Consider the following 25,318-nt stretch of genomic DNA (forward strand, 5'->3'; position numbering starts at 1 on the left):
ATTACCGGGACAGTCTGCCGATTGACTCATAATGACGGAATTTAACGACAGTCCCTAAGTTAGTATTCATCATAATGAGAAATCGGGACCACTCTTGCGTTTCCGTTTCTTTTTGGACGGTATGAGATCATCCTCTTGCGACTTCTTCCCGCTGCCGGTAATGTCAAGTTCCGGAATGGCCATAACTCCCCCACCCTGCATATAGAAAGCCTCACGATCCACCCGCTCACGGAACTCCCCTACCCTATCGATATGTGGCGAGAGACCGACAGCCACACCATCGAAATGCTTCTGGATATTCTGATAAGTGAGCTTACGGGAAAGATCCGCACCTTTAAAGACATGAGCATTTTCCACGTTTTCCATATAAAAGGAAATCCCGTATGCGCCTTTGCTGTTTACATGTTCCGTCACACGGATCGATTCTTCCGCCAACCTTTTCTTAAAATCCTCATAGCCTAAAGAAGCGTTCAATGCCTTAAACACATGGTCATAGAGATAATGCTTCTGTTCATCGGCGCTCATGCCCCGGCCATCAAAACGAATATTACCAAAACGATATTTCTGAGGAAGTGAAACGTCCTTCAGGTAAAAGCCTGAATCCTTGATGCCATAGACATAATAGGATTTGTCCTTCTTGGTGACCAGACGCATATACAATCCTTCTTGTTCCAGGTTCCTTCGGAAATCGGATGTACTTTCGGAAAAAGAGTAGATGCGGTCAAGCTGTTGTAACAGTTCATCCTTGAACAAGGGGTTGAAAAAACCTCCTTTTTCCAGCAATGCGAAAAGGTTGTCATAGCTTTCATCCCCCAATAGGACACGCCATTCTTCATTGGCCAATTTTATTTCTTGCAAGGGTTTATTCAAAGACCGGTATGTATCGGATTGTTCCAGGACAGCCGATACCTTATCCTTGTAATTATAACTACGCATGGCTTTCTTCAAGGCCGCATCGAAATAATAGTTACGGTATTGCGCCTCTCCCAACGTGGTTCTCTTGCCTCCTTCCCTTTCCAAAGGCAACAGACCGTACTTCTGCTCCAGTTCCCTTGAGATCTTTTCGGAACGGCTGTAATTATTTCCGGAAGGAATGCTTTTGCCTTCTTCATCAATTGTGGTCAGCAGCACATGCACATGGCTGTGTGCCTTGTCGGTATTTAGGACAACGGCATAACAGGACTTTCCGTACCCCATCCTCTCGATATATTCCCCGGCAAGAGAAAGCCACTGTTCATCGGAAAGGCTTTCTCCCGGATAGAGGCTCAGAATAAATTCCGCATAAGGTAGTTTCACCCGGTCATTCAACTGGGAGATAAGTTTCATGTAGGCTGGCATGGCGGCCAGTTCGTCACCAGTGGAGGTGTAAAGCACTTTTCCGTTTCCTTCCTTGACCTTGGAAAGCTGGTATTCAATTTTCCGGCTCATGGACAGGTGGGATGAGAAAGAAGGTTGTATCTCGGCTATCATAACAATTTCCGGTTAATGGTTTCTACATCCGAAAGGTATTGGTTAATCCGATCCAATGAATACAATATATTTTCATCGGACGGAAGCGTATTGATATGTTTGGCAAGCTGGTTGATATTGGCTCCTATTTTACGAAGTTCATATATCATTTGCACATCGGTTTTCGATATGCTTCTGCCTTTCAAGGCAGACTCTCTGATAAAGGAAGAAAGGGATTTTCCCTCTTCCTTTGAACGTTGAAGAAGCTGTTCTTTCTCGGCTTCCGTCAAGCGGATCTTTATACTTATATCTCGATTCTCTTTCATATATACAGAGTATGTGAGTGTAACGAACATTGGTCGGCAGCTCGGCTGTCGCAAGGTTTTTTGTACCCACAAAAACATACCTTGCATTAGCAAAGATATACAATAATACTCAGCTGTGAAACAAAACCAGACAAAAGTCTTGATTTCTTAATCCAGATTAACCGCTCACTTTGTTACAAAGTAACTACGCACATTGTAACAGGCGAACGGAAAGCCATTAGTTACAAAATACATAATTACTAATTATATTATTACAAAGTATGAACATACATACTTAATTATAAGATTAAGTATGTACAGATTTATATTTATATTTATATATGTAATTACTTATACAATTAAGTAAAAAAGTGTATAATAAATTAATTATAAAAGTATGCAATTATTTAATTTATTATTTATATATTTGCGCACATACTTAAAAACGTACATTATGGGACAAATATTACCAGGAGTAGTCGTAGCTTTTGAGAATCCCAAGGGCGGGGTAGGGAAGTCTACGCTGACAGCTTTGTTTGCAGGTTATATTCATTCGCAGTCAAACGAAGAGGGGGGCTTATCCATTGCCGTGGTGGATATCGACGACATGCAGAACACTATCGGAAAATTACGTGAGGACGAAGCCGAGGACGGAATCATGAAAAAGGAAGAAGAATATGAGGTTATCAATATCTCTTCCTCAGAGTTCATCAACCAACTGGATTTCCTTCAGGACAATTACGACATTATACTTGTCGATTTTCCGGGTAACCTGAAACAAAACGGTGTAGTTGAAACGCTGCACTTCGTTGACGTGATCATCATTCCCTTCGAACCGAACCAGACCGATTTAAGACCTACATTGACCTTTTACTATAACATCTATGAAGGGATTATCGAAAGCCGTCGAAAGATTGGTAAAAAGACTACCGTGCGTGGTGTTATGAACCGTGTTCTTCCGAATGTGCTGGAGTTCAAAGAAATTTTGAAAAATAAAAAAACCTTGCCTTTCGAGTTGATGCAAAACTACATCAAGGATTCAAGGGTTGACTATCAACGCAATTTAAGTACGCTGAGTAAAGCGTACCATCATCCCTGTGATGCTTTCTGTGAAGAGGTATTGGAATTAATCTGTAACCATATAGGAGAATAAAGCTATGGCAACCAACAAAGAAAGGACATCATCAGCCGCCATGAGAAAACTCTTGCTGCAAAGCGCCAGTAAGAAAGAGCAGGAAATCCAGCAGATCGGAAGTGTTGCGGAAAGCACTATCCCCCAACCTGCGATTGAGCACCCCATCCATGAAGAGGTGAAAGAATCGGCTCCAGTCAAAGAAACCGTCCAAGAACCTCAGCCGGAACAAATGGAAAAGCCGGAATCCAAACCTTCCGTGCAGTCTTCTCCAAAAACAGAAGAAAGCAAAGTCTGCGGAAAAAAATTCTCGGAATATCTGGAAGAGCGAAAATTAAAGAACACCGAAGTAATCCGGATATCCAGCGAAACCCACAGAAAGCTGAAGCAGATTGCTATGGCCACTGGATTAGGAATGCACAACATCGCAAACAACATTCTTGAAGACATATTGACCAGCCATAACAAGGAGATTCAAGCGATACTGAAGAAGTATATGAGCATCTGATTCTACTTTCGGAAAAATATATACGCCTGTTCGACTGCATCCGTCGGGCAGGCGTTATTTTTGCACACCGTTTTAGTGAAGGCCGGCATTGAACCGGGACACTTTTACACAACTGCGGAAAAATCCCTTTGCCTATTATCCTGGACAATATGTTAAAGAATTCAAACCTCTACTTGTTTCCACCTCAAAATTTTTTCCGAAAGTAAGAATACGGTAACAAAATCATTTCTTCGTTTTATTTAGGTTTTTAGGGATTTAAGTATTTGTGGGACACTTTTACACAACTAATAAGGGAGGTTTTCCGTATAATCAACTATATTATTGCAAGTTAGCACTTACTGGCATCTTCTCGTAACCGGGACACTTCTGCACAACTAACCGACTATTCGGGACACTTCTGCACAACTGAACAGGAAAGTCGGGATACTTTTACACAACTAGAATCTGCATTCGGGACACTTTTACACAACTAAATCAGGAATCCGGGACACTTCTGCACAACTAAACCGGCCATTCGGGACACTTTTACACAACTGGGGGATCGGAAACAGCCGTAGTCGGGACACTTTTACACAACTAAATCAAGAAACAGCACGAAAAAAATGCTTTGGAATCTTCATTTATAGGGAGTTAGATTCACTATCTCCGTAAAAAAACGTATCTTTGCATCAGTAAACAACAAGTGTCCGCCTATGAAGGAAAGTAATACACAAAAAGAGTTGAGCAGAGTCCCCAGGACTCTCAGCGAGTCTTCCAACACGAAAGTATTGGAAGTTCTATTTGATGCAGGCGGCACTGTCATGTCTGACATTATCATTTACGTGGCATCTTCACAAATGAAAGATCTGTTCGGCGACTGCTGGTTCTCCATCAACGATTTTTGTGAGGTCATGGGGTATGAACGAACCAAGTTGCAACGAAAACTGACCGAGAAGCAGCTTGATTTCCTGTTCAGCAACCAACGTCCGGTATATATCACCGAACAGAACGGCCAAAAGATAGAGCATCCGATAGAGAACACCTTTGAAGCGGCGTTATACCGTTTAGGGACATCCAACCTCAGTGTAGCATACGCCATGAACGGCAAGACGCAATATAAGTTCATTCAAATACTGGACCGCTTTGAGATAAAGGATAACTTCGGCACGAAAAAGCGCACCAAGCGGAATTACAACGTGCATCTGAGCAAAGATCTGATGAATACTTTGCTTACCGAATACAATCTGCTGGAACTGAAAGACTACCGTAACCTGCCCAACCGCAAAGGCTACCGCAAGTTTTATCTGAACCTGGCGAAAATGATTTACCTGATCAAGTATAAGATTGACCAAGGACAAGCACCTTATTTCACCGTTACGGTTGACCAACTTGCCAAGGAATTTGATGTAACGGTAAAGGACAACCATGACCGGAAGAAGAAGGTGACCAGCATCTTAAACGGTATCAACAAAAAGCTGGAGAGAACCAAATTCCAATACCAGTACATCAAAGGAAAAGGGGAGAAGTGGCCCTACACCGTACAGTTTTTCTTTGACCAGGAAACATTGGAATATTTCGACGAAAAGATAAAGGCGATACTGACCTCGCAATATCACGATGCGCTTAAATCATGCTTCTTGTTAAACAAGAAAGGCATTCCCGTGAGCAGACATTATCAATATAAGGATTTCTTTAAATTGGGAACCGGCGAATATTATCATGAATTTACCGCATGGCTTTATTCTGAAGAGGACAAGGAGATTAAGGAGAACATCTACCGGGATATCTATATAAAGGTAGTAGGCATTCGTCCAGAAGACCTTGCCGTCAACTTAAATCCCTAAAAGTTGGAACAAAAACCATAAAATAGTATCTTTGCAGCGGATTGTCAGAAAATTGGCAGCCCGCTTTTTACATACGTCCGTCTGTCTAACAAAAGAGTGGCATCTATCGTTAAGGAATTAACAACAACAGGCGCATGCCTGTACCAGTATGAAACTGGTACGGGGCGTGCCTTTGTTGTTGGAACGCCACGTCCATGTTAGAGGGTACGTTTCCGTACCCTTATATAAACATAAAACAAATTCAATGGTTCAAACAATTGCCACCCTGATAGATGAGACGCTCATGGTAATGGGCGCCCATCTTCACGTGCGGATGACAGACGAAGAAAAGGCGTATCTTGATGCTCATTTCGAGCTTATCCATATCAAAAAGGGAGAACACCTCGTCACCAGGGGCGAGGAAGTATGCTACCTCTATTATCTGGAATCCGGCATCGTCCGGTTATGGTTTCCGGACAAAGAGAATAGAGAGATTTCAGCACGGTTTATCCAAGCCAAAGAGTTCATCAATTTTTTCCTTTCACATGAAGAACACCATGCCCACTACAATATCAAGGCATTGGAGCCATGCAAGATCTGGAGATTGCCCAAAAAAGATCTTCATCAGCTATATGAGTTATCCATCAATTTCAACAAGCTGGCCAGAATACATTTGGTAAGATCCATCAACCGCAAAATAATAAGGGAAGAGGAGTTTTACACACTGGATGCCGAAGCGCGTTACAAAGCGCTTTTGGCCAATGAAAAATGGCTGTTACGTTCAATACCCTTAAAAGACATAGCAAGTTATATCGGCATCACGCCACAAGCATTGAGCAACATCCGAAAGCGCATATAAACCAAACCCTATAAGCCGGGCAGGACAGTTTTACACAACTAATCCTATCCGGCTTTTTTCTGTAGAATTATTCCACACCTGCCGGTTTACGGCACATGTATTTTTTAATGCACATTAAATAAACACGAAAGGCCCTTTAAAAGCCCTTCATAAAATTTGTCCTCCCGTATATAATCTATATGTTTGGAGCGAAAACAACGCGATAAGCACCTTGATTCGGTTCTGCCGACAGGAATCCGCGTAAATTGGAAACACCGTATGAGACAAATAGAAAAATATATAACATTAATAACCTAAAGAGTAATTCCCATGGAACACATCAGACTGACTGCTATCAGCCTTAGCCTGCTGTTATGCACCGTAAGCGCTTTTGCGCAACGCCATTATGAGAACATCCCGGCACTTGAATTGAACTACGGCACTAACCTGTTCGGCAATGCAGGCAACTATTACAACCTGTCCTTTTCCAGATACATCAACCGGACAAGCTATTGGAAAGCCGGGTTTAGCTATTTTGAGAAACCTTACGAATATACAGCCAACCTACCGCAAGTCTCTACCTTGAACCCGGAAGAAACGATTCCCGAAACGATACATGACAAGGGTAAGGACTTTTTTGTGGACGGCGGTTATTACAGAACCCTGGCCTGCAACCTGAAATCCGTTTACTGGGGCATCGGCCTGGGAGGATTCATCGGTACAGAATACGTCCGCCACCCCGATAAGGAATACAACTTCATCATCGGCCCGAAACTGGAAACGGAACTGGAAGTATTCATCCTGCCCCGAACGGCATTGCTTGCCCGCATACAACAACATTGGAATCCCCTATCCATTGACAAGTGGAACACTGTCTGGAACGTAGGAATAAAGATACTGCTCTACTAACCGACAAATCATATCACCATGCTTATTATCATATTGTTAGCCGATACAAATGTATCCGGCCTGATCTCCTTATACCGTGAAATAGGCGCCATGCTGATAGGGGTAGGCTTTCTATGTGCCGGACTAGCGGTACTTAAAAAGCTGATAAGCAACCACGAGCGCACCAAAGAGGCCATCATCACCTATATCACGGCATTGGTCACTTGGCTCATTATCTGGCAACTCTTATGAACGTAGTGGATTTGATACTGGTTGCCATACTCGCCTGTGTCACGCTTCACTTTTACTTTCGGAAAAAGAAGAAAGCACTTTCTTCCGGAAAGGAGAAAGAGAAGCCGATAAGGGAGGCGGTGCGCAAGGAAGGGCAGGAGAGAGCCTGTCCGGTCATCTGCGTGGTATTTCAGCCTGAGCTGGAAGAAGAGGAATTGGCTGCCGAGATAGCCGATATGTACCTGCATGGAAGAGCCTACTACTACTCAGGCAAACCACTGCCGGAACAGCCGAAAGAAGAGCCCATATCCATCAAGTATAAGGATGTGCAATGGGAGAGACTGAAAACGATTCATGTTTAATTAAAAAATAGGAACAAAATGAAAGCAATCGAAAATGTAAGAGAAAAAGCGAACCAAGTCATTAACCGCTATGGAAAGGTTATCTTCACCTTTCTCATATTCTTCACGCTGTTGGGAACGGCACAAGTGGCGGAGGCACAAAGCGGCCTGAAGATTAACAGCCTATCCGAAGTGACAGACAAAGCCAAAGAGGGTGCGGACACCATTCTGGACGTAGCCAAATACATTTTGGCGGCGGTACTCGGCATCGCTCTGGTCTTTGTCATCTATTCGCTTGCCACGAACAATCCCCATGCCAAGGAATACCTGCTCGGCTGGATCATCGCCGTGGTAGTCATCATGGTAGCCTTCCTGATTATCTAAAAACGAAGAGCCATGAGAACCATGCGTAAAATCAACAAGCCGATCAAGTTCTTCGGTCTGTCATCGGGACAGTTCGCCATCTTCATGCTGCTGACGGCCATCATCATCATCGTGAGCATATTCAAGCAGCTGCACCCGATACTCATCATCGGAATCATTTCCGCCATTCTGTTTCTATCCGGTCTGCTGTTCCAAACCTTGAAAAAGGAACACAAGGCCGGTAACCCGGACTACCTGACCGGCCTCCGGATCAAGAACGCCACCCCCCGGCAGATAACGGACAAACGGCAGATTTTCAAATTCATCCTAAAACAGCAACCATGATAGGAATCATCATACTCATATCCCTGCTAATCTGTGCGCTGTGCCTGCTGATTGCTCTGCTGTATATCCGGCAGACAGAGATAGAGGTGAAGGACAAATCCGTGGATCTGGAAAGTGTCTTGCCTATCCAGACCATCACGGAGAACGCCGTCATCAACGGGAACGGTGACATCACCGTCGGCTACCGGCTGCTTCTGCCCGAAGTGTTCACCTTGTCGGAAAGCGAGGCGCAATACATCCATGAGCGGTTGGAGGCTCTTTTGAAGCTGCTTCCGGCAGGCACGGTCATCCATCAGCAGAATTTCTACTATACGGGGCGATACCATCATGCAGAATACTCTTCCAATGCCCTGATAGCGGAGAACAACCGTCATTTCAACGGCAAGGAGATACTGAACAGTTACACCAACCTGTATGTGACGTTCACGAACGGCAGCCGAAACGGTAAGATACGCAAAAGCGCATCGGGCACCTCGCTGATGCGAAAGCTGCACTACCCGTTCAAGCAACCTTATAAGGAATATCAGCAACGGCTGACAGAAATGGAAGCCTTTCTGATGAACTTTGAGAACGGTTTGTCGTCCATCCAGCAGTTTGAGATACGCAAGATGGATGATACGGAACTGAACAACGCCATCTACGACTACGTCAACCTCTCTTACGAGACACCGGAAAACGATGCCACGCAGAAGAGCGTCAACCCTATGGCTGTCAGTGAAAGCGGAAGCATGAAAATAGGGCAGCAGCACGTTTCCATCCTTTCGCTGACCAACGAAGGCGAGCATCTTCAGGAACTGGCCGTGCCGCACACCGGCAAGTCGAAGGCATACGGGGGAAACATAGAGATACCGGACAGCATACGGAGCAAATGCTCGATGCTGTACCCCGTAGGACTTGGCCTGCCGTTCAACCACATCGTAAACATCGTGATAGAGATAACCGATCCAGATGCCACCGTAACGGCCATCGGTGCGGAGAAAGACGCGCTGAACTACATCACCAACTTCTACCCTCCGGCGGCAGAGAAGCAACGCGAGCAGGCAGCCTTCTGCGATGAGATTACCCAGTTCGACTACCAGACCGCCTATACCGCCTTCAATGTCGTGCTGAACGATACAGACCGCACCTCGCTCATGCGGAAAACCGCACTGGTACAGCAAGGCTTCAGCTTTATGAACCAAAGTTCGTGCTATGTGGAGAACGCCGAGCTGTGCAACCTGTTCTTCTGCAACATACCCGGCAATGCCAGGGCCAATTACCGGGGCTTCGTCAACACGACCAAGCAGGCCATCTGCTATCTGCAAAAAGAGGGGATGTACCTTTCGGACGAGAAAGGGCATATCTACCATGACCGTTTCGGTACTCCCGCCAAGATAAACCTCTGGGATTATCCGGCGCTGAACAACAAGAACCGCATCGTTATCGGCCCGTCCGGTTCCGGTAAATCTTTCTGGCTGAACAATTACATCCTGCAAAGCTATGAGCTGGGCCGGGATGTGATGATCATTGACATCGGCGGCTCTTACCGCTCGATGATAGCCTTGAACCGGGGCAAATACTTCGACTCTACCGAGCAGAAGAAATTTGCGTTCAACCCCTTCTTGTGTGACCGTGACAAGAACGGCAAATACCTGTACATCGACACCACGGATGCCGAGTCTGCCGATGACCAGATAAAGACCATCGTCGCCATTATCAGCTACATTTGGAAGGTACGTGAACCCATGCTGCCTGCCGAAAACGCCATTCTCAGGAAATCCGTCATCGGATTTTACGACTATGTGAACAATTCTTCAATAGGAGAGAAGCATGAGCGTATCTTCCCGACGCTGATAACTTACCGGGCTTATCTGAAGGAAGTGTTCAGCAAACGGATGACCGAGTTTGAGAAACAGAAATTCGAGATAGAGGAGCTGTTGCTTTTACTGGAACCCTATACGGACGGAGAGCTGTCATTCCTGCTGAACGCTACCGAGAACGTGGATATCGTGCATGACCGGCTGATAGCCTTCGATATGGAAGATGCCTCTAAGAAAGAGTACTTTCCACTCGTTGCCATCATCACCCTGCAAATGATCGTGGATAAAATCAAGAAACGCCAGGGGTTTGCCAAAGAGCTAATCATCGACGAAGCACTCGACTTCCTGCAAGACGAGAAATTCGGAGACTTCATCGCCTACCTGTACCGAACCTTCCGTAAAAAGGAGGGAAGCATCACGCTGGCCGCACAGAACATCCTGTTTTTGAAAAACATGCCGTCCAGTATCAAGGACTCCATCATCATCAACTGCGCGACCAAGATTATCCTCGACCATTCAGAACACCGGCAGAACCTGCCGGAAGTGAAAGCCGTGCTTTCCATCACGGACGAAGAGGCCTATATGATCGAGTCGTTGCAGCGCACGGAACGCTGGAGAGAGTTTTTCATCAAGATGTCGAACGATGCCTTCATCTTCCGCAACGAGGTGTCCGACTTCGCCGCCGTAGCCTTCGATTCGCGCCAGGCGACAGTAGTACGACTGAAGCAGTTGTTCAACGAAAGCGGCTCGACCTATACGGCCATCAACCGCTATCTGGAGGAAAGGAGGAAAAAGTATGGATGACGCCACCCAAGGGCTGACCGCCCTTCTAGGCTGGTCAACCGACTTCAACGGCAGCGCATACAATCTTGCCGGAAGCATTGCCGCCGCACTTTTGGGCGTTGCGCTCATTTTCGTGGTATGGGCACTCGCCACGAAAAAGGAAAATGCCAAGAGCTATCTGACAGCCTGGCTGGTATGTGTCATATTCACCCTATTATTCATCACCAACAAATAACCGTCATGAAAAGAATCATTCTCATACTCGGACTTGCCGCCTCGATAGGGCTGATGGGAACCGGCAGTGTTCATGCCCAGTTCGTCGTGCATGATCCCGGCCACACCCTGCTGAACTCAACGGAATGGATCGCCAATGTCAAGAAATGGGTTACACAAATCAATGAAATGATCGATGCCCAGGAACTGCGGCTCGGCCTGCAAAAGATCGACCAGTTGAAGGAACTCAAATCATTGAAAGAGCTTGCCGACCTGCTGGACGACGTAGCCTGCCTGAGCAGCGACTACAGCTTTTACCTGAACGTAGGATCGAATTACCACTGCCTGAAATTTCTCAACTTTCAGCGTGTGACCGTCAATCTGAGCCTGAGTACCGACCTGCTGTTCAAGGTGGCCACCGTGACCAGTTACTTCTCGATGAACTCGGAAGGGCGCATGTCCTTTATCGAGCAGGTGAAGGAATCGGTGGAAAAAGCCGCCGAAGAGATGCGTGAGTTTAACGAATCCGTGCGTTCCACGGTCATTTACAAATCCATGAAGGGGCATAACCGGAAGACCTATTACCAGGGACGGTTGGCCGCTTTCACACGACACACCAATTAAAGCGTTATGAATCAAGATAATTTTCTCTGGGGACTTCAGATCACGGACGGTCTGACGATGGAACTCGTTTCGCAAATGACAGTCATCGCCTTCGGTGTTGGTGTCATCTGCTTTATCTGCAACCTAGCATACAACTATCTCTATCACGGAGCCAGCCAGCTGTTAAGCCCGAATGAGGACAAATTTCCCGACATGATGGAAATCGCCCGTTGCCTGGTACTGTTCTTCTGCCTAAGCATATACACCCCCATCGCCCAAACCATCGTAGGCACGATGGAAGTAATCAACGAAGCCACCTCGCTGACCTCCGAGCGTGCGCAGGAATTTGCCCAGTTCATGGCACAATCAGCCATCGAACAAGGAGAGATGATTGCCGAATACGACAAACACAGCCTCCAGTCGGAGGTAGCAGCCGGAGAAGACAGCACCGGCGCCATGCAGCACGAACTGGATAAAAAGATGGAAGAGGACGAAATGACCGGTGTACGCTCCAGCGTGGAGAAGATTGTGCAGCTGCTCAACCCCGCCAACCTCGCCACCCTTGTGCTTCATGGCATTTCCGCCCTATTGGTAGGAATCATACAAGTAGTCATCTTGGGTATCGGCGTGGTCATTGTCAAGCTACTGGTCATTCTCGGCCCGTTTGTCTTTGCCGTAAGCATGTTGCCGGTCTTTCAGAAACAGTTGAGTATCTGGTTCGGTACGCTCTGCTCCGCCTGTATGGTATTCACCGTCATCAATATTCTGAACCAAATCATATGGCAGACCTTCAAGGCCATCTATACGGAAAGTGCCGACATGGTGGACGCAGCTACGCAGCAGATACAATATTTAGGAATGGATCTCGCCCTGATTGGTGCTTATTGCAGCTGTTTCTGGCTATCCTCCAAAATCGTAGGACACAGCGATGCCGGGAAAATCATTTCGAAAACCGTGTCAATCGTCACCACGGCGGCCACCATCGCCCTGATGGGAGGCGCAGCGGCAGGCGGCAAGCTGACCAACGTAGGCGGTGCCGCCTCTATCGGGGCAAGTTTCATAAACGACAACAATAAAAAATAGAACTATGAATCTGATGAAATTCAAAGGAGCAGATGATGCGGTCAAGCTGACTATCCGGCTTTCAGCCGGGTACTGCATCATTCTGACTATCGCTTTTGCCAGCAGTATCATCTTCCTTATCAACAAAATAGAAAAAGCATACGGCCAGGCTCTCGTCATCGACAGGCAGGGAGAAGTCTATGAGGCAAGCAGCCTGTCTGCCAGCGATATGCGGCAATACGAATACATGAACCATGTAAAGACCTTCGTAACCCACTGGTATGCCTTTGACGAGAGCAGCTACGAGAAGAACATTTCGCTTGCGCTCAACCTCATAGGCAACAAGGGGAAGGAGCTGTTGAACGAGTACAACGATGTGAATATGCTGAACTCACTCATACAAAAGAATATCCGTTACGGGGTACGCATCAAGGATGTAGAGATTAACACACAAACGATACCCGTTTCCGGAAAGATAATCTTCACGCAGACCGGGTACCGGGCACGGGGAAGCATCTCACGTAATATCGAAGCGGAGTTCACCATCTATGATATGCTGTCCCGCAGCGAGGAAAATGCGCACGGAGCCAAGATAGAAGATTGGATTGTCCGCTATTCCGAACCCGTGGAAAGCAACGGCACCAACACATCGCAGGCAGCTTCTCCGGGCAAGAATGAAAACCAGTCAGAAACCTCTAAACCAACCGACCATGGAACCGAATAAACTTATCAAAGACAAGAACAAGCTGTTGATGGCCATCCCGGTAATCCTGGGCATCCTCTTCCTTTATGTATTCTTCATCCGTGAGGACGGGAACGTGCCGTCAGGGAGTGACAGACAGGCCGCCTCGCAAGCCTTTTTGGAACCACAGTCGGAAATGGCCGACAAGGTGAACGACAAGATGGAAGCCTATAAGCAGGACAAACTGGAAGAGCAGGAGAAGGCACGCATCCTGAAAGAGTCTCAGGTCAAAGGATCTGATTTTTACTTCGAGCTGCAAAACCAGCAGGAGCGGTATGACCGTGCCACACTGGAGCGCATCCGCCGTATGCAGAACGATCCGTACAGCGAAGTCATGGCAGAATACGGAGGTGGCCGGAACGGACGCTTCTCTCATCAGCTGGAAAGCCAACTGGACGGACTGGAGGACGAGCAGGCGCTCAACGAGATTATCCGGGAAGCCAAGAAGAACTCACGCATCCGCAAGGAACTGGAAGAATCCGACAAATACCGCAAGCGCATGTATGAACGGATTGTCAATTATGACCAAGAGGGAAAAACGGAGAAAGCCGCTGCCAACCCTTCCGGCCATCCATCCGCCGACAGCCTGATGCAAAAAGGCCCGATCTACCATGCCGAAAACGGCAAGCGGGTACGCCGCCAACCGACCTCCGCACCGGGAAACAGCAACCTCTTCAGGGCTTGCATCCACGGCGACCAGACCGTAGTCACGGGCAGTACGGTACGGATGCGGTTGCTTCAGGACGTAACCCTATCCGGCATGAAGATACCGGCCAACACGCTGTTTTACGGTATCGCCACTTTGGGAGCCAACCGCCTCGATGTGGTAGTCAGCAACCTGAAGGTAGGAGACAACCTCAATCCCGTATCGGTGGTTGTCTTCGACAATGATGCCATGGAAGGTTTGAACCTGCCCAATAACCTGAAAGCCAGTGCAGCCAAGCGTATGGAACAAGGTCTTGTACAGAACATTGACATGCCGCTCTCTTCCATCGGCACGATGGCCAGCGAAGTGACCAGCGTAGTCAACGCCACCACCCAGGTAGCCAAGCAAATCTTGAACATGAGCCTCTCACAAGTGAAGGTACATCTCAAGTCCAACTACGAAATGTATATCCAAGAAGAGAGTCAGGAATCGAAGTTGCGTAGGCAAGCCGTGCAAGCGGAGTTACAGAAGCTCTATGAGCAAATGGAACAAGAGAAAACGAACAAGAAAAATCATCCCCTTCAAACATTGATAGACAAATTATGATAGACATTCTCAATTACCTGCTTGCGCTGTCAGCGGTCTTTTTCGGCTATCGGATCTACGTATCACGCCGGAACGGACGAGCCTTTAAAGAAATCCGTCCGCTGACCGTTTCTTTCGGCATTACCCTGCTTCTTCTATGGGGCATTACCGTATTCACCGCCTTTTTTTCAAGAACCGTTTAACATATCGACAACATGAAGAAATATATTTATCTACTGTTTTACTGCTTTGTGTGCAGTCTGCCGCTCTTCGCTCAGGAAAACGGCACTCCCCGGAAACAAGCCATCAGCCAAAAAGACATCTTTATCTCTTTCGACTGTGTGAAACACCTGGTATTTCCTGTGCAAGTATCTGATATCGCCATCGGCGAACAGGAGCTTGTCATGGCCAGCCGGGTAGAAGAGGCGCCCCATATCGTCAGGCTCTCGGCGCAAGCGGAAGGATTCACCGAAGAGACCAACCTGACCGTAGTCTGCATCGACGGAAGCGTTTACACCTATCACATCCGCTACCTTCCCGAAGGCGGCACGGATTCGTACCCGAACATTTACGAGGACAACGGGAAATGGCAGCACCATGACTATCAGGCAGAAGTCAGCGACCTCCATCTGGCCGAGTTCTTCTTTCCGGAGGACATCGCTTACGGAACGCCCGGCAACGAGGTGTCCTTCACTCTGGCCGCCTACAACAACCAGTTGAAAGTATCAACCGCCAAAGATGCCGTGGCATATTCCAACCTGTTTGTGGTGGATAAGGCCATGAACACTTACCACATCACCATCAAACGGGGCAATACCTCCGTATTCACCTACAATTTTGATGACCAGCGCAAATATACCGCCCATGTGGATGTGAACAGCGAGGAAATGGAAAGATGCATCCAAGAGCTGCGCACCAAGAAGCGCAACATCTACAGCCTGGGGGTCATCGAGAACAAGTTTGAGTTGTCAATGGCCAATCTGTATGTGCATGAGGACTTCATGTTTTTCATCTTTGACCTGAAAAACAAATCATACATCGACTACGACATCGAGTTTGTCAAATGTTTCCAGCGTGACCAAAAGAAGAGCAAGAACGCCATCCAGCAAGAAACGACCATCGAACCTATCTATCAGAAAGATTTTGATACGAAAATCAAGGGCAAGAGCCGGAACCGGCTGATACTTGGTTTCGACAAATTCACGATACCCGATGATAAGGTATTCGAGATCGAGATTTACGAGCGAAACGGCGGGCGGCACATCAAGCTGGCCGTGTTGAACGAATACATCCTTTCCGCAGAACCCTTATACAAGCCACAGCCATGAAACTGAGAGAAGCATTAGACACCTATATGTTCGACAACGTGGGACAGTTCGGCGGCATCGCCGAATCACTGGGCTATCAGACCGAATACCGGGACGGATATTTCCGGTTCCGCAAAGACGGGGAAGAGCTGAGCATGAGCGTAAGCGAAATCAGGGAAAAAGCCGGAGCAAAGTACGATGAAAGCCTTCGTGACCAATCAAAAGAACGTGTATCCGCCCTTTTTGACAAGGAACGTGCCAATGATCCTAAATATGTCGCCGAGCTGGAGAAGGATGGCATCAGCATCAAGCGGTGGGAGAACCTGAAGGGACATGACAAGGACGGCTTTACCGTCATCGACCATCGCCTGAAGGTATGCTACACCGGACAGTCGCTCTATGAATACGCCTACAAGCAAGGGAACATCCTCGACGGGAAAGGCACCAAGCTGGAAAAGGGTGTCATGTCTGATTTGATGGAGATACACGGCAAACCGGGGAAGCTCCGTTTCAACGATGACGGAATCTCCGTATTCTACCGCAAAGAGGCGTTGGTTATCCCGGACAAGGTGCTGGGAAAGAAGTTGGGCAAGAAAGAGAAAGAACAGCTGCTTGCCGGTGACATCGTACCCATCACCGTAAATAAGAAGGACATCCTGCTGCAAGTTGACCGGGATCTGAACTCCGTCATCCTGCGCACCAACCAGGAAATCAAGATTCCCGACATCATCGGGCAGACCAGCGAATATGGCGGCTACAAGTTAACCAAAGCCGACAAATACCTGCTCGCCAACGGCCATGCACTGGAGAACAAGCTGCTGCACAGTCCGGAAGGCTACTTCATTGCCGACATCCAACTGACGGATGACAGGAAAGGAGTCATGATACAGAACATACAGAGTATCACTCCCGGCAAGGCACAAGAGCTGATCAAGGCCATGACCCCCAAACTGGAAGCCCATGCGGCCAACATAGAAGCTGCAAAAGAGCAAAAACACGAAGAGGGGCGCAATATGGAAGCCGAGTTTAAGGAAGCGGTGGGCAAACATGACTTTGAAAAAATCGGGAAGCTCAAAGAGGAAGGATATAAACCCAGTGAAGAGTTTATCAAAGGAATCGGTAAGGAACACGGTCTGGATGAAAGGCAAACCCATGAAGTCATCCAGCTGTTCGGCACCAAGCCGGAAGAACAGGGCGAACATGAAAGGCAGGCCGCACGTCTGTTGGATGCCGCACAGACCGACAACTTTCATGTCATCCAAGAGATACAGAAAGAAGGGTACCGGCTCACTCAAGAAGACCTTACCCGGATGCGTGAAACGGGTGTGCAAGCCAACACACTGATAGCCGTACAAAAGATTTTCGGGATGGAAGGCAGCACAAAGACACTGGGAGATGTCAAACTGGCCAGCACACCCAAACCCGACAACAGCAAGGAAATGGCCCGTCCGATAGCCAGCACCATCAACCGGGCTTTCAATGACTTATAACCTAAAAAATCAGGAATTATGGATTACGATGAATTAGTACAGAAAAACATTGCAGGAGAAATCAGTGACTTAGAGTTTCTACTTGCACAGGAAGAGCTTGCACAAGCCTATCAAGAAGAGATGGCTGCCAAGCAGCAAGAGACAAACAACCAAACGGCCAGAGAATGGCTGCTTGATTACGAGAACAGAAATCTATACCAATAAATCATGGATACAGCAAGTGATAAAGCATTACAGCGTTTCGCCGAACTGATGATCGAAAAGATAAAGCAGGTGGAAGACAACTGGCAAAAGCCTTGGTTCGGGATAAAGGGTGGGGGACTTCCGCAAAATATCGAGGGAAGAACCTACAACGGAGTAAATTCCTTCATGTTGTTTCTACTTTCGGAAAAAGAGCAGTACAGCCTGCCGGTCTATATGACCTTCATGCAAGCCAAAGACAACGGCCTTAACATACTGAAAGGAGAAAAGTCATTCCCAGTCATTTACTGGAATTTCTCAGTAAGAGACAAGAACGGAAAGAAAATACCTTTCGACGTATATAAGAACTTGGATAAAAACGAGCAGCAGGAATATAAGGTCACGCCGTTTCTGAAGACATACAATGTGTTCAACGTACAGCAGACCAATCTTCAGGAAACGAAACCGGAGAAATGGGAAGCATTGAAGGAGCAATTCAAGATACCGGCCATCAAGGACGAGCAAGGGATGCTCACCGTGCCTCTGATTGATGCGATGGTACGGGAACAGCAATGGATCTGCCCCATTTATTCCAAGGAAGGAAATAGTGCTTACCATGCAAGGGGAGAAGATAACCATATCGTCGTACCCCTGAAGGGGCAGTTTAAGGACGGAGAGAATTTCTACTCCACACTACTGCATGAGATGGCGCACTCGACTGGAGAACCTGAGCATCTGAACCGGGAAAAAGGCGTGATTTTCGGAGACAAGCAATATGCCAAAGAGGAACTGGTTGCCGAACTCACCTCCGCTACCGTCGGGCAAAGCCTGGGAATATCCACCCATATCCGGGAAGAAAATGCCATGTATCTAAAAAACTGGCTGGGAGCCTTGAAAGAAGATCCCAAATTCATCTACAACATCCTTGCCGATGTAGGAAAAGCCAGCAATATGATTCAGGAACATACCGCACGGATGGAACAGTACCTCACACCGGAGGAACGGTTCACGCAGGCCGTCCTGCAAGACAACCGTCCGGTATTGGAGCAGATGAAAAACGAAGGTTTTACCCCTTCATCACGGTTATTGGAAAGTGTTGCGGCAAACCATCCTACAGCCGACAACCTTGAAACGCTACACAGCACTTTCGGCATTTCGCTGCCTTCCATGGAAGCGGAGCCAGCCATGAAAAATATGAATGAGCCACAGCTCGGATTATAAACTTTTAAAAACCATCATTATGTTTACAGGACAAATTATCGGTTATGTCGGTGCGGATGCCCGGCAGAACAAGAACGGAAAAGGATTCAACTTCCATGTATCCACCAAGTACAAGAACGTGAACAACGAGGAACAGACCCTATGGGTATGCTGTTTCGTGAATTACGAGAGTAAAGTCTTTGAGTATCTGAAAAAAGGGACACAGGTATATGTCTGCGGCGATGTGTATGCCGATGTATTCCAGAAGGATGACGGTAGCCACATCCCATCCGTCAGCCTGACCGTCTCACGCATTGAGTTACTGGGAAAGGCAGAGAAAAAAGAGAGCGGTGACGGAACGGCATCCGGACAACCCCAATAACAGCAACGGCCATGGAAAGAGAGAAGAAAGACCTGTCATTCATCCTGATCCTGCTATCCACGCTCATCGGGACAGCCGTACTGTTTCAGTGGGCTATCGTTACGGGATTATACGCTCCACTACGTAATCCGGCCATGTGGGAAAGGCTGATGGAGAAGGATATCCTATTCCGGTTTCTCTACGTTATCCTGATCGGAGGCCTCGCTTTTCTCTTTCCGGTTGGCAAAGTGAAAGACGAAAACAAGAAATGGGTTTACACCAGTATGACACTGGTTACGGCATCCATGCTGGTTGTCGGATTCAGCCGGTTATCAGCGTGGTATAACCTATTTGTATTTCCCATTCTATTCGTAGCGTACACGCTGCTTGTCATCAAGACTCTGCCTTATTTCATCCGGCGTCATGCCCAATCCGATGATAGCATTTTCGGGTTAAGCCGGGAAGAATCGGCTTTCTACTTCCGCTTTGAAACCGCCTCCGGGCCGCTGGTCATCCATAAGCCGCAGCAGAATGTCTATATCGACGGCGGTCCGGGAAGCGGTAAATCAGAGAGCTGGATCAAGGGAATCATCTACCAGTGCGCCGAGCGCAACTATGCCGGATTCGTGTACGATTGGGAGGGTGATCCCACCAAGGACAAGTCACCCATCCTCTCACGTATCGCATACGGAAGCATCGAACATTTCCGGAACAAGGGGATGGAAACACCCCGTTTCGCCTATATCAACTTTGTGGATATGTCACGCACGGTCAGGGTGAACGTACTTTCTCCGCAATACATGTCAAAGGGAAACGAATCGCTATTCATCCGCAATATCATCATGACACTGATGAAGAATCTGGAAGCAAGCTGGAAGGAAAAGACCGACTTTTGGGCCAACAATGCCATCAACTACGTCTATTCAATCGCCTATAAATGTTTCAAGGAAAGGAAGCTTGGTATCTGTACGCTGCCCCATGTGATAGCCCTTGCCCTTTCTGACAGCAACCTAGTATTCCACTGGCTGTCGGAAGATCCTGAAATCGCATTGAACATGTCCTCCATGCTGACCGCCTGGAAACTGGGTGCACAACAGCAGACAGCCGGAGCCGTATCATCCGCACAGACTCCGTTGGTACTCCTGAACAACAAATACATCTTCTGGGTGTTGTCGCCACTTCCCGAAGAAGAGTTCTCTTTGGATATAACCAACAAGGAACACCCAACGCTGTTATGCGTAGGCAATGCGCCCACCATCAAGGAAGCCGTTTCCCCTGCTATTTCCTGCATCGGCAGCGTCTTGATGTCACAGATGAACAATCCCGGCAAAGCGACCAGCATATTCATGGTAGATGAATTTCCGACCATCCTGTTGCAAGGCATTGACACTTTCATCGGAACCGCCCGGAAGCACAATGTCGCTACCATTCTCGCCGTTCAGGACTTCAACCAAGCGGTCAGGGACTATGGAGAGAAAAGTGCCAACATCCTGAAAGCCTCCTGCGGAACGCAGGCTTACGGTATGACCGGAAATGAGAAGACCGCCAAAGACATCGAGAACTTGCTTGGGGAGAAGAAAGAAGCGCAAGAATCTTATTCACACCAAGCCGGTGGCAATAACAGTGTCACGGAGAGCCTGCAAAAAGAAAAAGTCTTAAAGGCAAGGGACATTGCCGGACAAGCAGCCGGACACTTCATTGGCAAGATTGCCGGAGGCAAGCCGCCATTCTTCAGCGTGCAGATGGATATGTGCCGTTTTGAAGAGAAGGAGATACCCCGTTTCTCCTTACCGGTCAAACTGGGCAACGGCAAAGAAGAGATGGAACTGGAAATCCTGGAAGAGATTATCCAGCAGAACTACATCAAAATCATTGAAGATGTCAACGCCATCCTCAAAAAGATAGAGGACAAATTAAAAGAAAAGTCAGCAGTTCCGCCAACCGGGACACACAAGACAGAACAAAAAATCATCCGATAACATTCAACAAAAGAATCCTACCATGAGAAAAATTCATTCATTATTAGCGGCAGCCTGCTTATTGGCCGCTTCATGCAACAAAGAGGAAATCCAATCGGAAACAGACAAAGCCGGCATGTATCACATCACCGTAGCCGTAACCGGTTCCTCACCCAAAGGCAGTGTGCATATATATAATCTTGACGGCGTGAGATTCAGGAACGAACGCACCGGTACCTCCGCAGCTTCCGTAGATGAGAGTTTCACCGATAAAGCGGAATACAGCACGGAAAAGCCTGTCAGCCAAATTACCGTGCAAGGCATTCTCTATTCAAAAGAGAGTGCTATCATCACCATGCAGATAAAAAAAGACGGGGAAAGCGTATTCAACCAGAGCAAACAGTTGGAGGCCGTTCCCGGTATAGACACTACTGTTGATTTGGTTTACAGTACCTTGAAATAAAAATGCAGACGAATCAAAAAACATATACTTTCTCTTCCATATTTAGATGATATTTCTTATCTTTATGAAAGATAATCTTTCTCATTTATAATCTAAGCTCAGATAAAATGAGATTCAACTAATCCAGTCAACGTTATGAAAGTCGATTTCAATCAGATAAAAACAACCATTTCTCTGCCCGATTTCCTGCTGGAACTAGGATGGAAAATCGTGGAAGGCTCTTCCAACTCCTGTCCCAAAATGAGCAACGGAACGCATACCATCGTCATCAAGCGGAACTCGCAGAACCAATACACCTATTGGGACGTGCATAGTGACAGCGTGCGTGGCCGCAGTATCATGGATCTGATGCAGGAACATCTATTTGAAACAACCGGAAAAATGCCGTCCTTGCGCGAGGTGGGGGAGATCCTTCAGAACTACATCAACACCAACCGCATCACGACACCCGAAAAAAGCCGGTATGAAGTAGGTAACACAAGCATGAGAGCGGACGAACTTCAATTCTACTTGAGCCAGCTACAACCCTACAAGGGCAATTATCTCCAGAAAAGAGGTATCCTGAAAGAAAGCATTGAAAGCCGGTTCTTCAAAGACACTTTCTTTATCCGTGAGGTAAAGAACAAAGGGAGTGTTTACCGCAACGTGTGCATCAAGATGTACAATGAAAACGGTGTGCAAGCCATTTCTCAACGAAATGAAACATTCAAAGGGATTATCGGTGGCAAGTTCGACTGTCTGGCGACCAGCAACCATGACAAAAGCCGCCCGATAGACATTCTCTACATTGGGGAGTCATTTATAGACTGTATCTCCCACTATCAATTACGCCATTCCGGAAACGACCTCAATCTTGTATATGTATCTACGGAAGGGACATTCACGGAAGGACAAATGAGGCTATTACGCCTGATTCTTGACAAGAACCAGGTAAAGGAGCTCCGGAGCATCTTTGACAACGACAAACAAGGGCACAAGTACACTCTATGGCTGCATCGTTACTTTCATGGCGATACGACTGATGTCGAGAGCCTGAGTAACGATGAACTCCGCAACAAGGTACGGAAACTGAAGAACGTCGAACTTTCGGAAAACAAGGATTGGAACGATGATCTGAAAATCTCGTGTGGCATCTGTTCCTCCACGGAGGACGGCCAGTAACCTCATAGATTTGCTCCATCACATAATACGACAACCTATAAAATCAGATCAATATGAATATCAAGCATTTATTTTTTTGTATGCTGCTCATTGCCTTTTCCTCATGCAGCAAACCCGGCTATGAGAAGGCCATTGCGGAATGGGTTCAGACAGATTCTCACGGCACCTGGACGGATTTAAAGTTCGAACTACTGGAAGTGTTGGAAACAGAAGACGTCACCGTATCGGACAGCCTGTGCTACCTGAACAACAAAAGCGCACAATTATCCGCTGTCATACAGAAAGCGGAAAGTCCCCGTGCCTTATTCAAACCGTCCTTTTCCGCCTATATGGAAGCCGAAAAAAGCCTGAAAGCAACGGATGCCATGAAAGCCATGTACCTGCACCGTGACAGTACGGAAGTTATCGGCAAGATATTAAAATGCAGGTATGCCATCGTCCAGCCACACTCAGGGGTGCAGCAGAAAAAGACGGCTTCTTTCCTATTGTCCCCCGACATGGAAAAATGTATCGGCAAACTAAAGCCGACAAGCAAATAATCCGAGCGTAACGATGTGTAGCGACAACGTTTTTTGGGGTTCTTTTTTGGGCGTCTTCCAAAAAAGAACTCCCACACATTTAGATGTGTGGGCTATTCATTACACTACCATCCTTTCCCTTATCAACGGTATATTATCCCGTACCAAATTCAGAATCCGGTCATGATAGGCTGATAATTGGTTAGACTTTCCACGACACTGGCACACCTCCATCCTGCTAAGTGAAAACTCCACCGTTTCCATGCGCCTTCCATCCACCGTTGCCGACATTATCAACGAATCTTCTCTCTTATAATAGGCGTTGCTGAATACACAATGATGCAGCAACTTTCCCTCTTTGTAAAAGTCCGAAAGGCTTTCCAATACCCGAACCATAATATTTCCATCCGCAAACGAAAGATTAAAGAAACGTGATTTGGCAGCAATATAGTCTTTTTCATCCTTTTCAGAATATTTTTTCTTACATTTCCCCATCACCCAATCATGCGCTTCTTCTACATTCAACGGACACAAATAATGAGGATTTCTCGCATCCAATTTATTTTCTATCAGCATATCCACATAGTCCAGCCACAAGTCCGCATCATGTATCACATAGTCATGTCTTAAACAGATTTTTACATACGTCCAATACTTATCTATACCGTATTTTCTCTCTAAAAATCTCAAGAACAAATTCATTTGCCCTGCCTTATATAATATCTCCATCCGATTATCAGTTAATAATGTCATAAAGAAGGAACTCGGACAAATATCATAAAAGGCACCCTTAAATCCATTCCTCGTAAGTTCGGGTATCACTTTCATTCTCGGATAGATAACTGCCGGGCAAATATCATAAATACGGTCATGATGCACATTCCGCTTACGCAATTCCAAAGAACTTCCATATATCCATGCATCGTAATAAAATATAGACATGCCCCGCAGCAAAGACAGCGTTTCTGTCTTGCCCTCTTTATTCATCCAACACTGTACCGCCTCAATTATAAAGTAATTAGCCGGAGACCCTTTTTTCAGCCGGCAGTCCACCATAAAAAAACGGATAACTTGATATTGCTTGTATGTAGTAATCACACAAAAATATTCTTTATATACAGCCGTCCTTTTCCTGCTATTCTCCAATTTCAGGTTCATACCGCAATGAGGACATTTACAGTTTTTCTTATCTTCCTTATCCCGCCATGTATGCCCACAATCCAAACAAAAGCAATTCCCCTTTGCATCACGCTTGAAATAATGCACAAAGCAATGTTTATAGGCATAACGCTTTTGAGCCTCTGAAACGGGAGCTAACTTCCTGCTCCCATTCACGATTTCCATTTGTAATTTTGTCTTGGGTTTCATATCAAAAAAGAGTTAACTGGGTTTGTACTTCGGTGTTGTTCTCACGTTTAGCTTGTTGACGCTTCTTCAACTTTGCCAATTCTTCCTCCTGCAATTTTTTGATAGCAGCCTCACGAGCCGCTTTCTTTTCTTCCTCTGACAATTCAACATGATGATTTACGACTACATTACATTTCAATGGGCTACCCACCTCAATATTATCTTCCTGATAATAGTGCAACGCCATACCAAAAATTTCATCATCACTAAAACCACAGCAACCGCTTTTCTTCACTTGGTTTAAAATATAGGTAATGCAATTATCTATATTCTTTGTAGGTTTTTGATAGACTGGAGCAAACAGACTATCCACCGCTGCCATATTATCAAGGTATGCCTTGATGGTACTTTTAAATTGTTCTGACACTTTCATAGTATATCATTTTTAGATTTCATTTCACAATAAGCCAATTTCACGAGAAACAAGGAGAATAGGCAAATAAGAGCCAACAACGTAACCGACACAACCTTTATCGGACTTGGCGTTATTACCGCTCCGACAAACATAGCCACTGCACAAAGAGCGATGATGACCGAAAAAACAAATTGAATGATTTGCATATACTTCTGCTACTTAGTTTGTTAAACTTCTAATTTTATGCTTCAGCTAGATTTAAAGACCTTTTTTTAAAACCCCT

29 protein-coding genes are annotated in these 25,318 nt (G+C 46.5%); 25 read left to right on the forward strand and 4 right to left on the reverse strand.

The window, feature by feature from the left end; genetic code table 11:
* Positions 1-69: 69 nt before the first annotated feature.
* Together DWY55_RS19950 and DWY55_RS19955 are read right to left on the reverse strand one after the other, a co-directional pair.
* Positions 70-1,470, reverse strand: coding sequence for a relaxase/mobilization nuclease domain-containing protein (locus DWY55_RS19950; protein ID WP_005868870.1), 1,401 nt, complete (start codon positions 1,468-1,470; stop codon positions 70-72).
* Positions 1,467-1,805, reverse strand: coding sequence for a plasmid mobilization protein (locus DWY55_RS19955; RefSeq protein ID WP_008770294.1), 339 nt, complete (start codon positions 1,803-1,805; stop codon positions 1,467-1,469). The genes DWY55_RS19950 and DWY55_RS19955 overlap by 4 nt, the downstream gene beginning before the upstream one ends.
* 403 nt (positions 1,806-2,208) lie before the next feature.
* Between DWY55_RS19955 and DWY55_RS19960 the strand changes: the two genes are divergently transcribed.
* The 25 genes from DWY55_RS19960 to DWY55_RS20080 all read left to right on the forward strand — a co-directional run bounded on the left by DWY55_RS19960 (position 2,209) and on the right by DWY55_RS20080 (position 23,294).
* Positions 2,209-2,907, forward strand: coding sequence for a ParA family protein (locus tag DWY55_RS19960; protein WP_005868872.1), 699 nt, complete (start codon positions 2,209-2,211; stop codon positions 2,905-2,907).
* Between the two features lie 4 nt (positions 2,908-2,911).
* Positions 2,912-3,394, forward strand: a complete 483-nt coding sequence (locus DWY55_RS19965) for a DUF3408 domain-containing protein (RefSeq protein WP_005868873.1) — start codon at positions 2,912-2,914, stop codon at positions 3,392-3,394.
* Between the two features lie 692 nt (positions 3,395-4,086).
* On the forward strand, positions 4,087-5,217 hold the full coding sequence (locus tag DWY55_RS19970) for a hypothetical protein (protein ID WP_005868874.1): 1,131 nt from the start codon (positions 4,087-4,089) through the stop codon (positions 5,215-5,217).
* 244 nt (positions 5,218-5,461) lie between these two features.
* The gene (locus DWY55_RS19975) at positions 5,462-6,055 is read left to right on the forward strand and encodes a Crp/Fnr family transcriptional regulator (protein WP_005868875.1); all 594 of its coding nucleotides are present in this window, start codon (positions 5,462-5,464) and stop codon (positions 6,053-6,055) included.
* A gap of 309 nt (positions 6,056-6,364) precedes the next feature.
* A complete protein-coding gene (locus DWY55_RS19980) occupies positions 6,365-6,943 on the forward strand; it encodes a conjugal transfer protein TraO (RefSeq protein WP_005868877.1) in 579 nt (192 codons plus the stop codon).
* Between the two features lie 18 nt (positions 6,944-6,961).
* Entirely contained in the window at positions 6,962-7,174 is a 213-nt protein-coding gene (locus DWY55_RS19985; RefSeq protein WP_005868879.1) for a hypothetical protein, read from the forward strand.
* Positions 7,171-7,515, forward strand: a complete 345-nt coding sequence (locus DWY55_RS19990; RefSeq protein ID WP_005868881.1) for a hypothetical protein — start codon at positions 7,171-7,173, stop codon at positions 7,513-7,515. Before DWY55_RS19985 ends, DWY55_RS19990 begins: the two co-directional genes overlap by 4 nt.
* A gap of 18 nt (positions 7,516-7,533) precedes the next feature.
* Complete coding sequence (locus DWY55_RS19995; RefSeq protein ID WP_005868883.1) at positions 7,534-7,878, forward strand: hypothetical protein; 345 nt, start codon at positions 7,534-7,536, stop codon at positions 7,876-7,878.
* Positions 7,879-7,890: 12 nt separating this feature from the next.
* The gene (locus DWY55_RS20000) at positions 7,891-8,202 is read left to right on the forward strand and encodes a hypothetical protein (RefSeq protein WP_005868885.1); all 312 of its coding nucleotides are present in this window, start codon (positions 7,891-7,893) and stop codon (positions 8,200-8,202) included.
* Positions 8,199-10,805 (forward strand): TraG family conjugative transposon ATPase, encoded by a 2,607-nt coding sequence (locus DWY55_RS20005; protein WP_005868887.1) that lies wholly within the window; start codon positions 8,199-8,201, stop codon positions 10,803-10,805. The genes DWY55_RS20000 and DWY55_RS20005 overlap by 4 nt, the downstream gene beginning before the upstream one ends.
* The gene (locus tag DWY55_RS20010) at positions 10,798-11,019 is read left to right on the forward strand and encodes a hypothetical protein (protein WP_005868888.1); all 222 of its coding nucleotides are present in this window, start codon (positions 10,798-10,800) and stop codon (positions 11,017-11,019) included. The genes DWY55_RS20005 and DWY55_RS20010 overlap by 8 nt, the downstream gene beginning before the upstream one ends.
* A 5-nt stretch (positions 11,020-11,024) precedes the next feature.
* A complete protein-coding gene (locus DWY55_RS20015) occupies positions 11,025-11,621 on the forward strand; it encodes a hypothetical protein (protein ID WP_005868889.1) in 597 nt (198 codons plus the stop codon).
* Between the two features lie 6 nt (positions 11,622-11,627).
* Positions 11,628-12,683, forward strand: a complete 1,056-nt coding sequence (locus tag DWY55_RS20020; RefSeq protein ID WP_005868890.1) for a hypothetical protein — start codon at positions 11,628-11,630, stop codon at positions 12,681-12,683.
* 4 nt (positions 12,684-12,687) lie between these two features.
* Complete coding sequence (locus DWY55_RS20025; RefSeq protein WP_005868891.1) at positions 12,688-13,386, forward strand: hypothetical protein; 699 nt, start codon at positions 12,688-12,690, stop codon at positions 13,384-13,386.
* Complete coding sequence (gene traM / locus DWY55_RS20030; protein ID WP_005868892.1) at positions 13,373-14,656, forward strand: conjugative transposon protein TraM; 1,284 nt, start codon at positions 13,373-13,375, stop codon at positions 14,654-14,656. Before DWY55_RS20025 ends, traM begins: the two co-directional genes overlap by 14 nt.
* The gene (locus DWY55_RS20035) at positions 14,653-14,838 is read left to right on the forward strand and encodes a hypothetical protein (protein ID WP_007564699.1); all 186 of its coding nucleotides are present in this window, start codon (positions 14,653-14,655) and stop codon (positions 14,836-14,838) included. The genes traM and DWY55_RS20035 overlap by 4 nt, the downstream gene beginning before the upstream one ends.
* A gap of 12 nt (positions 14,839-14,850) precedes the next feature.
* On the forward strand, positions 14,851-15,963 hold the full coding sequence (locus tag DWY55_RS20040; RefSeq protein WP_005868893.1) for a DUF4138 domain-containing protein: 1,113 nt from the start codon (positions 14,851-14,853) through the stop codon (positions 15,961-15,963).
* A complete protein-coding gene (locus tag DWY55_RS20045; RefSeq protein ID WP_005868895.1) occupies positions 15,960-17,432 on the forward strand; it encodes a DUF3945 domain-containing protein in 1,473 nt (490 codons plus the stop codon). The genes DWY55_RS20040 and DWY55_RS20045 overlap by 4 nt, the downstream gene beginning before the upstream one ends.
* Positions 17,433-17,450: 18 nt before the next feature.
* Complete coding sequence (locus DWY55_RS20050; protein WP_005868897.1) at positions 17,451-17,636, forward strand: hypothetical protein; 186 nt, start codon at positions 17,451-17,453, stop codon at positions 17,634-17,636.
* 3 nt (positions 17,637-17,639) lie between these two features.
* Entirely contained in the window at positions 17,640-18,833 is a 1,194-nt protein-coding gene (locus DWY55_RS20055; protein ID WP_005868899.1) for an ArdC family protein, read from the forward strand.
* Positions 18,811-19,194, forward strand: a complete 384-nt coding sequence (locus DWY55_RS20060) for a single-stranded DNA-binding protein (RefSeq protein WP_007564694.1) — start codon at positions 18,811-18,813, stop codon at positions 19,192-19,194. Before DWY55_RS20055 ends, DWY55_RS20060 begins: the two co-directional genes overlap by 23 nt.
* 11 nt (positions 19,195-19,205) lie before the next feature.
* Positions 19,206-21,152 carry a type IV secretory system conjugative DNA transfer family protein gene (locus DWY55_RS20065; protein ID WP_005868904.1) on the forward strand — a complete coding sequence of 649 codons (1,947 nt, stop codon included), beginning with the start codon at positions 19,206-19,208 and terminating at the stop codon, positions 21,150-21,152.
* A 22-nt stretch (positions 21,153-21,174) separates the two neighbouring features.
* On the forward strand, positions 21,175-21,594 hold the full coding sequence (locus DWY55_RS20070) for a hypothetical protein (protein WP_005868906.1): 420 nt from the start codon (positions 21,175-21,177) through the stop codon (positions 21,592-21,594).
* A 135-nt stretch (positions 21,595-21,729) separates the two neighbouring features.
* Positions 21,730-22,755, forward strand: coding sequence for a toprim domain-containing protein (locus tag DWY55_RS20075; RefSeq protein ID WP_005868908.1), 1,026 nt, complete (start codon positions 21,730-21,732; stop codon positions 22,753-22,755).
* Positions 22,756-22,808: 53 nt separating this feature from the next.
* Complete coding sequence (locus DWY55_RS20080; RefSeq protein ID WP_005868909.1) at positions 22,809-23,294, forward strand: hypothetical protein; 486 nt, start codon at positions 22,809-22,811, stop codon at positions 23,292-23,294.
* A 99-nt stretch (positions 23,295-23,393) separates the two neighbouring features.
* Here DWY55_RS20080 and DWY55_RS20085 read toward each other — a convergent pair whose 3' ends face one another.
* Entirely contained in the window at positions 23,394-24,641 is a 1,248-nt protein-coding gene (locus DWY55_RS20085) for a PcfJ domain-containing protein (protein ID WP_005868910.1), read from the reverse strand.
* Position 24,642: 1 nt separating this feature from the next.
* Positions 24,643-25,053 (reverse strand): PcfK-like family protein, encoded by a 411-nt coding sequence (locus DWY55_RS20090; protein WP_005868911.1) that lies wholly within the window; start codon positions 25,051-25,053, stop codon positions 24,643-24,645.
* Positions 25,054-25,318: the final 265 nt, after the last annotated feature.

It is taken from the genome of Bacteroides sp. AF25-38AC (genome assembly GCF_003602995.1).
GTDB classification, from domain to species: Bacteria; Bacteroidota; Bacteroidia; order Bacteroidales; family Bacteroidaceae; genus Bacteroides; species Bacteroides uniformis.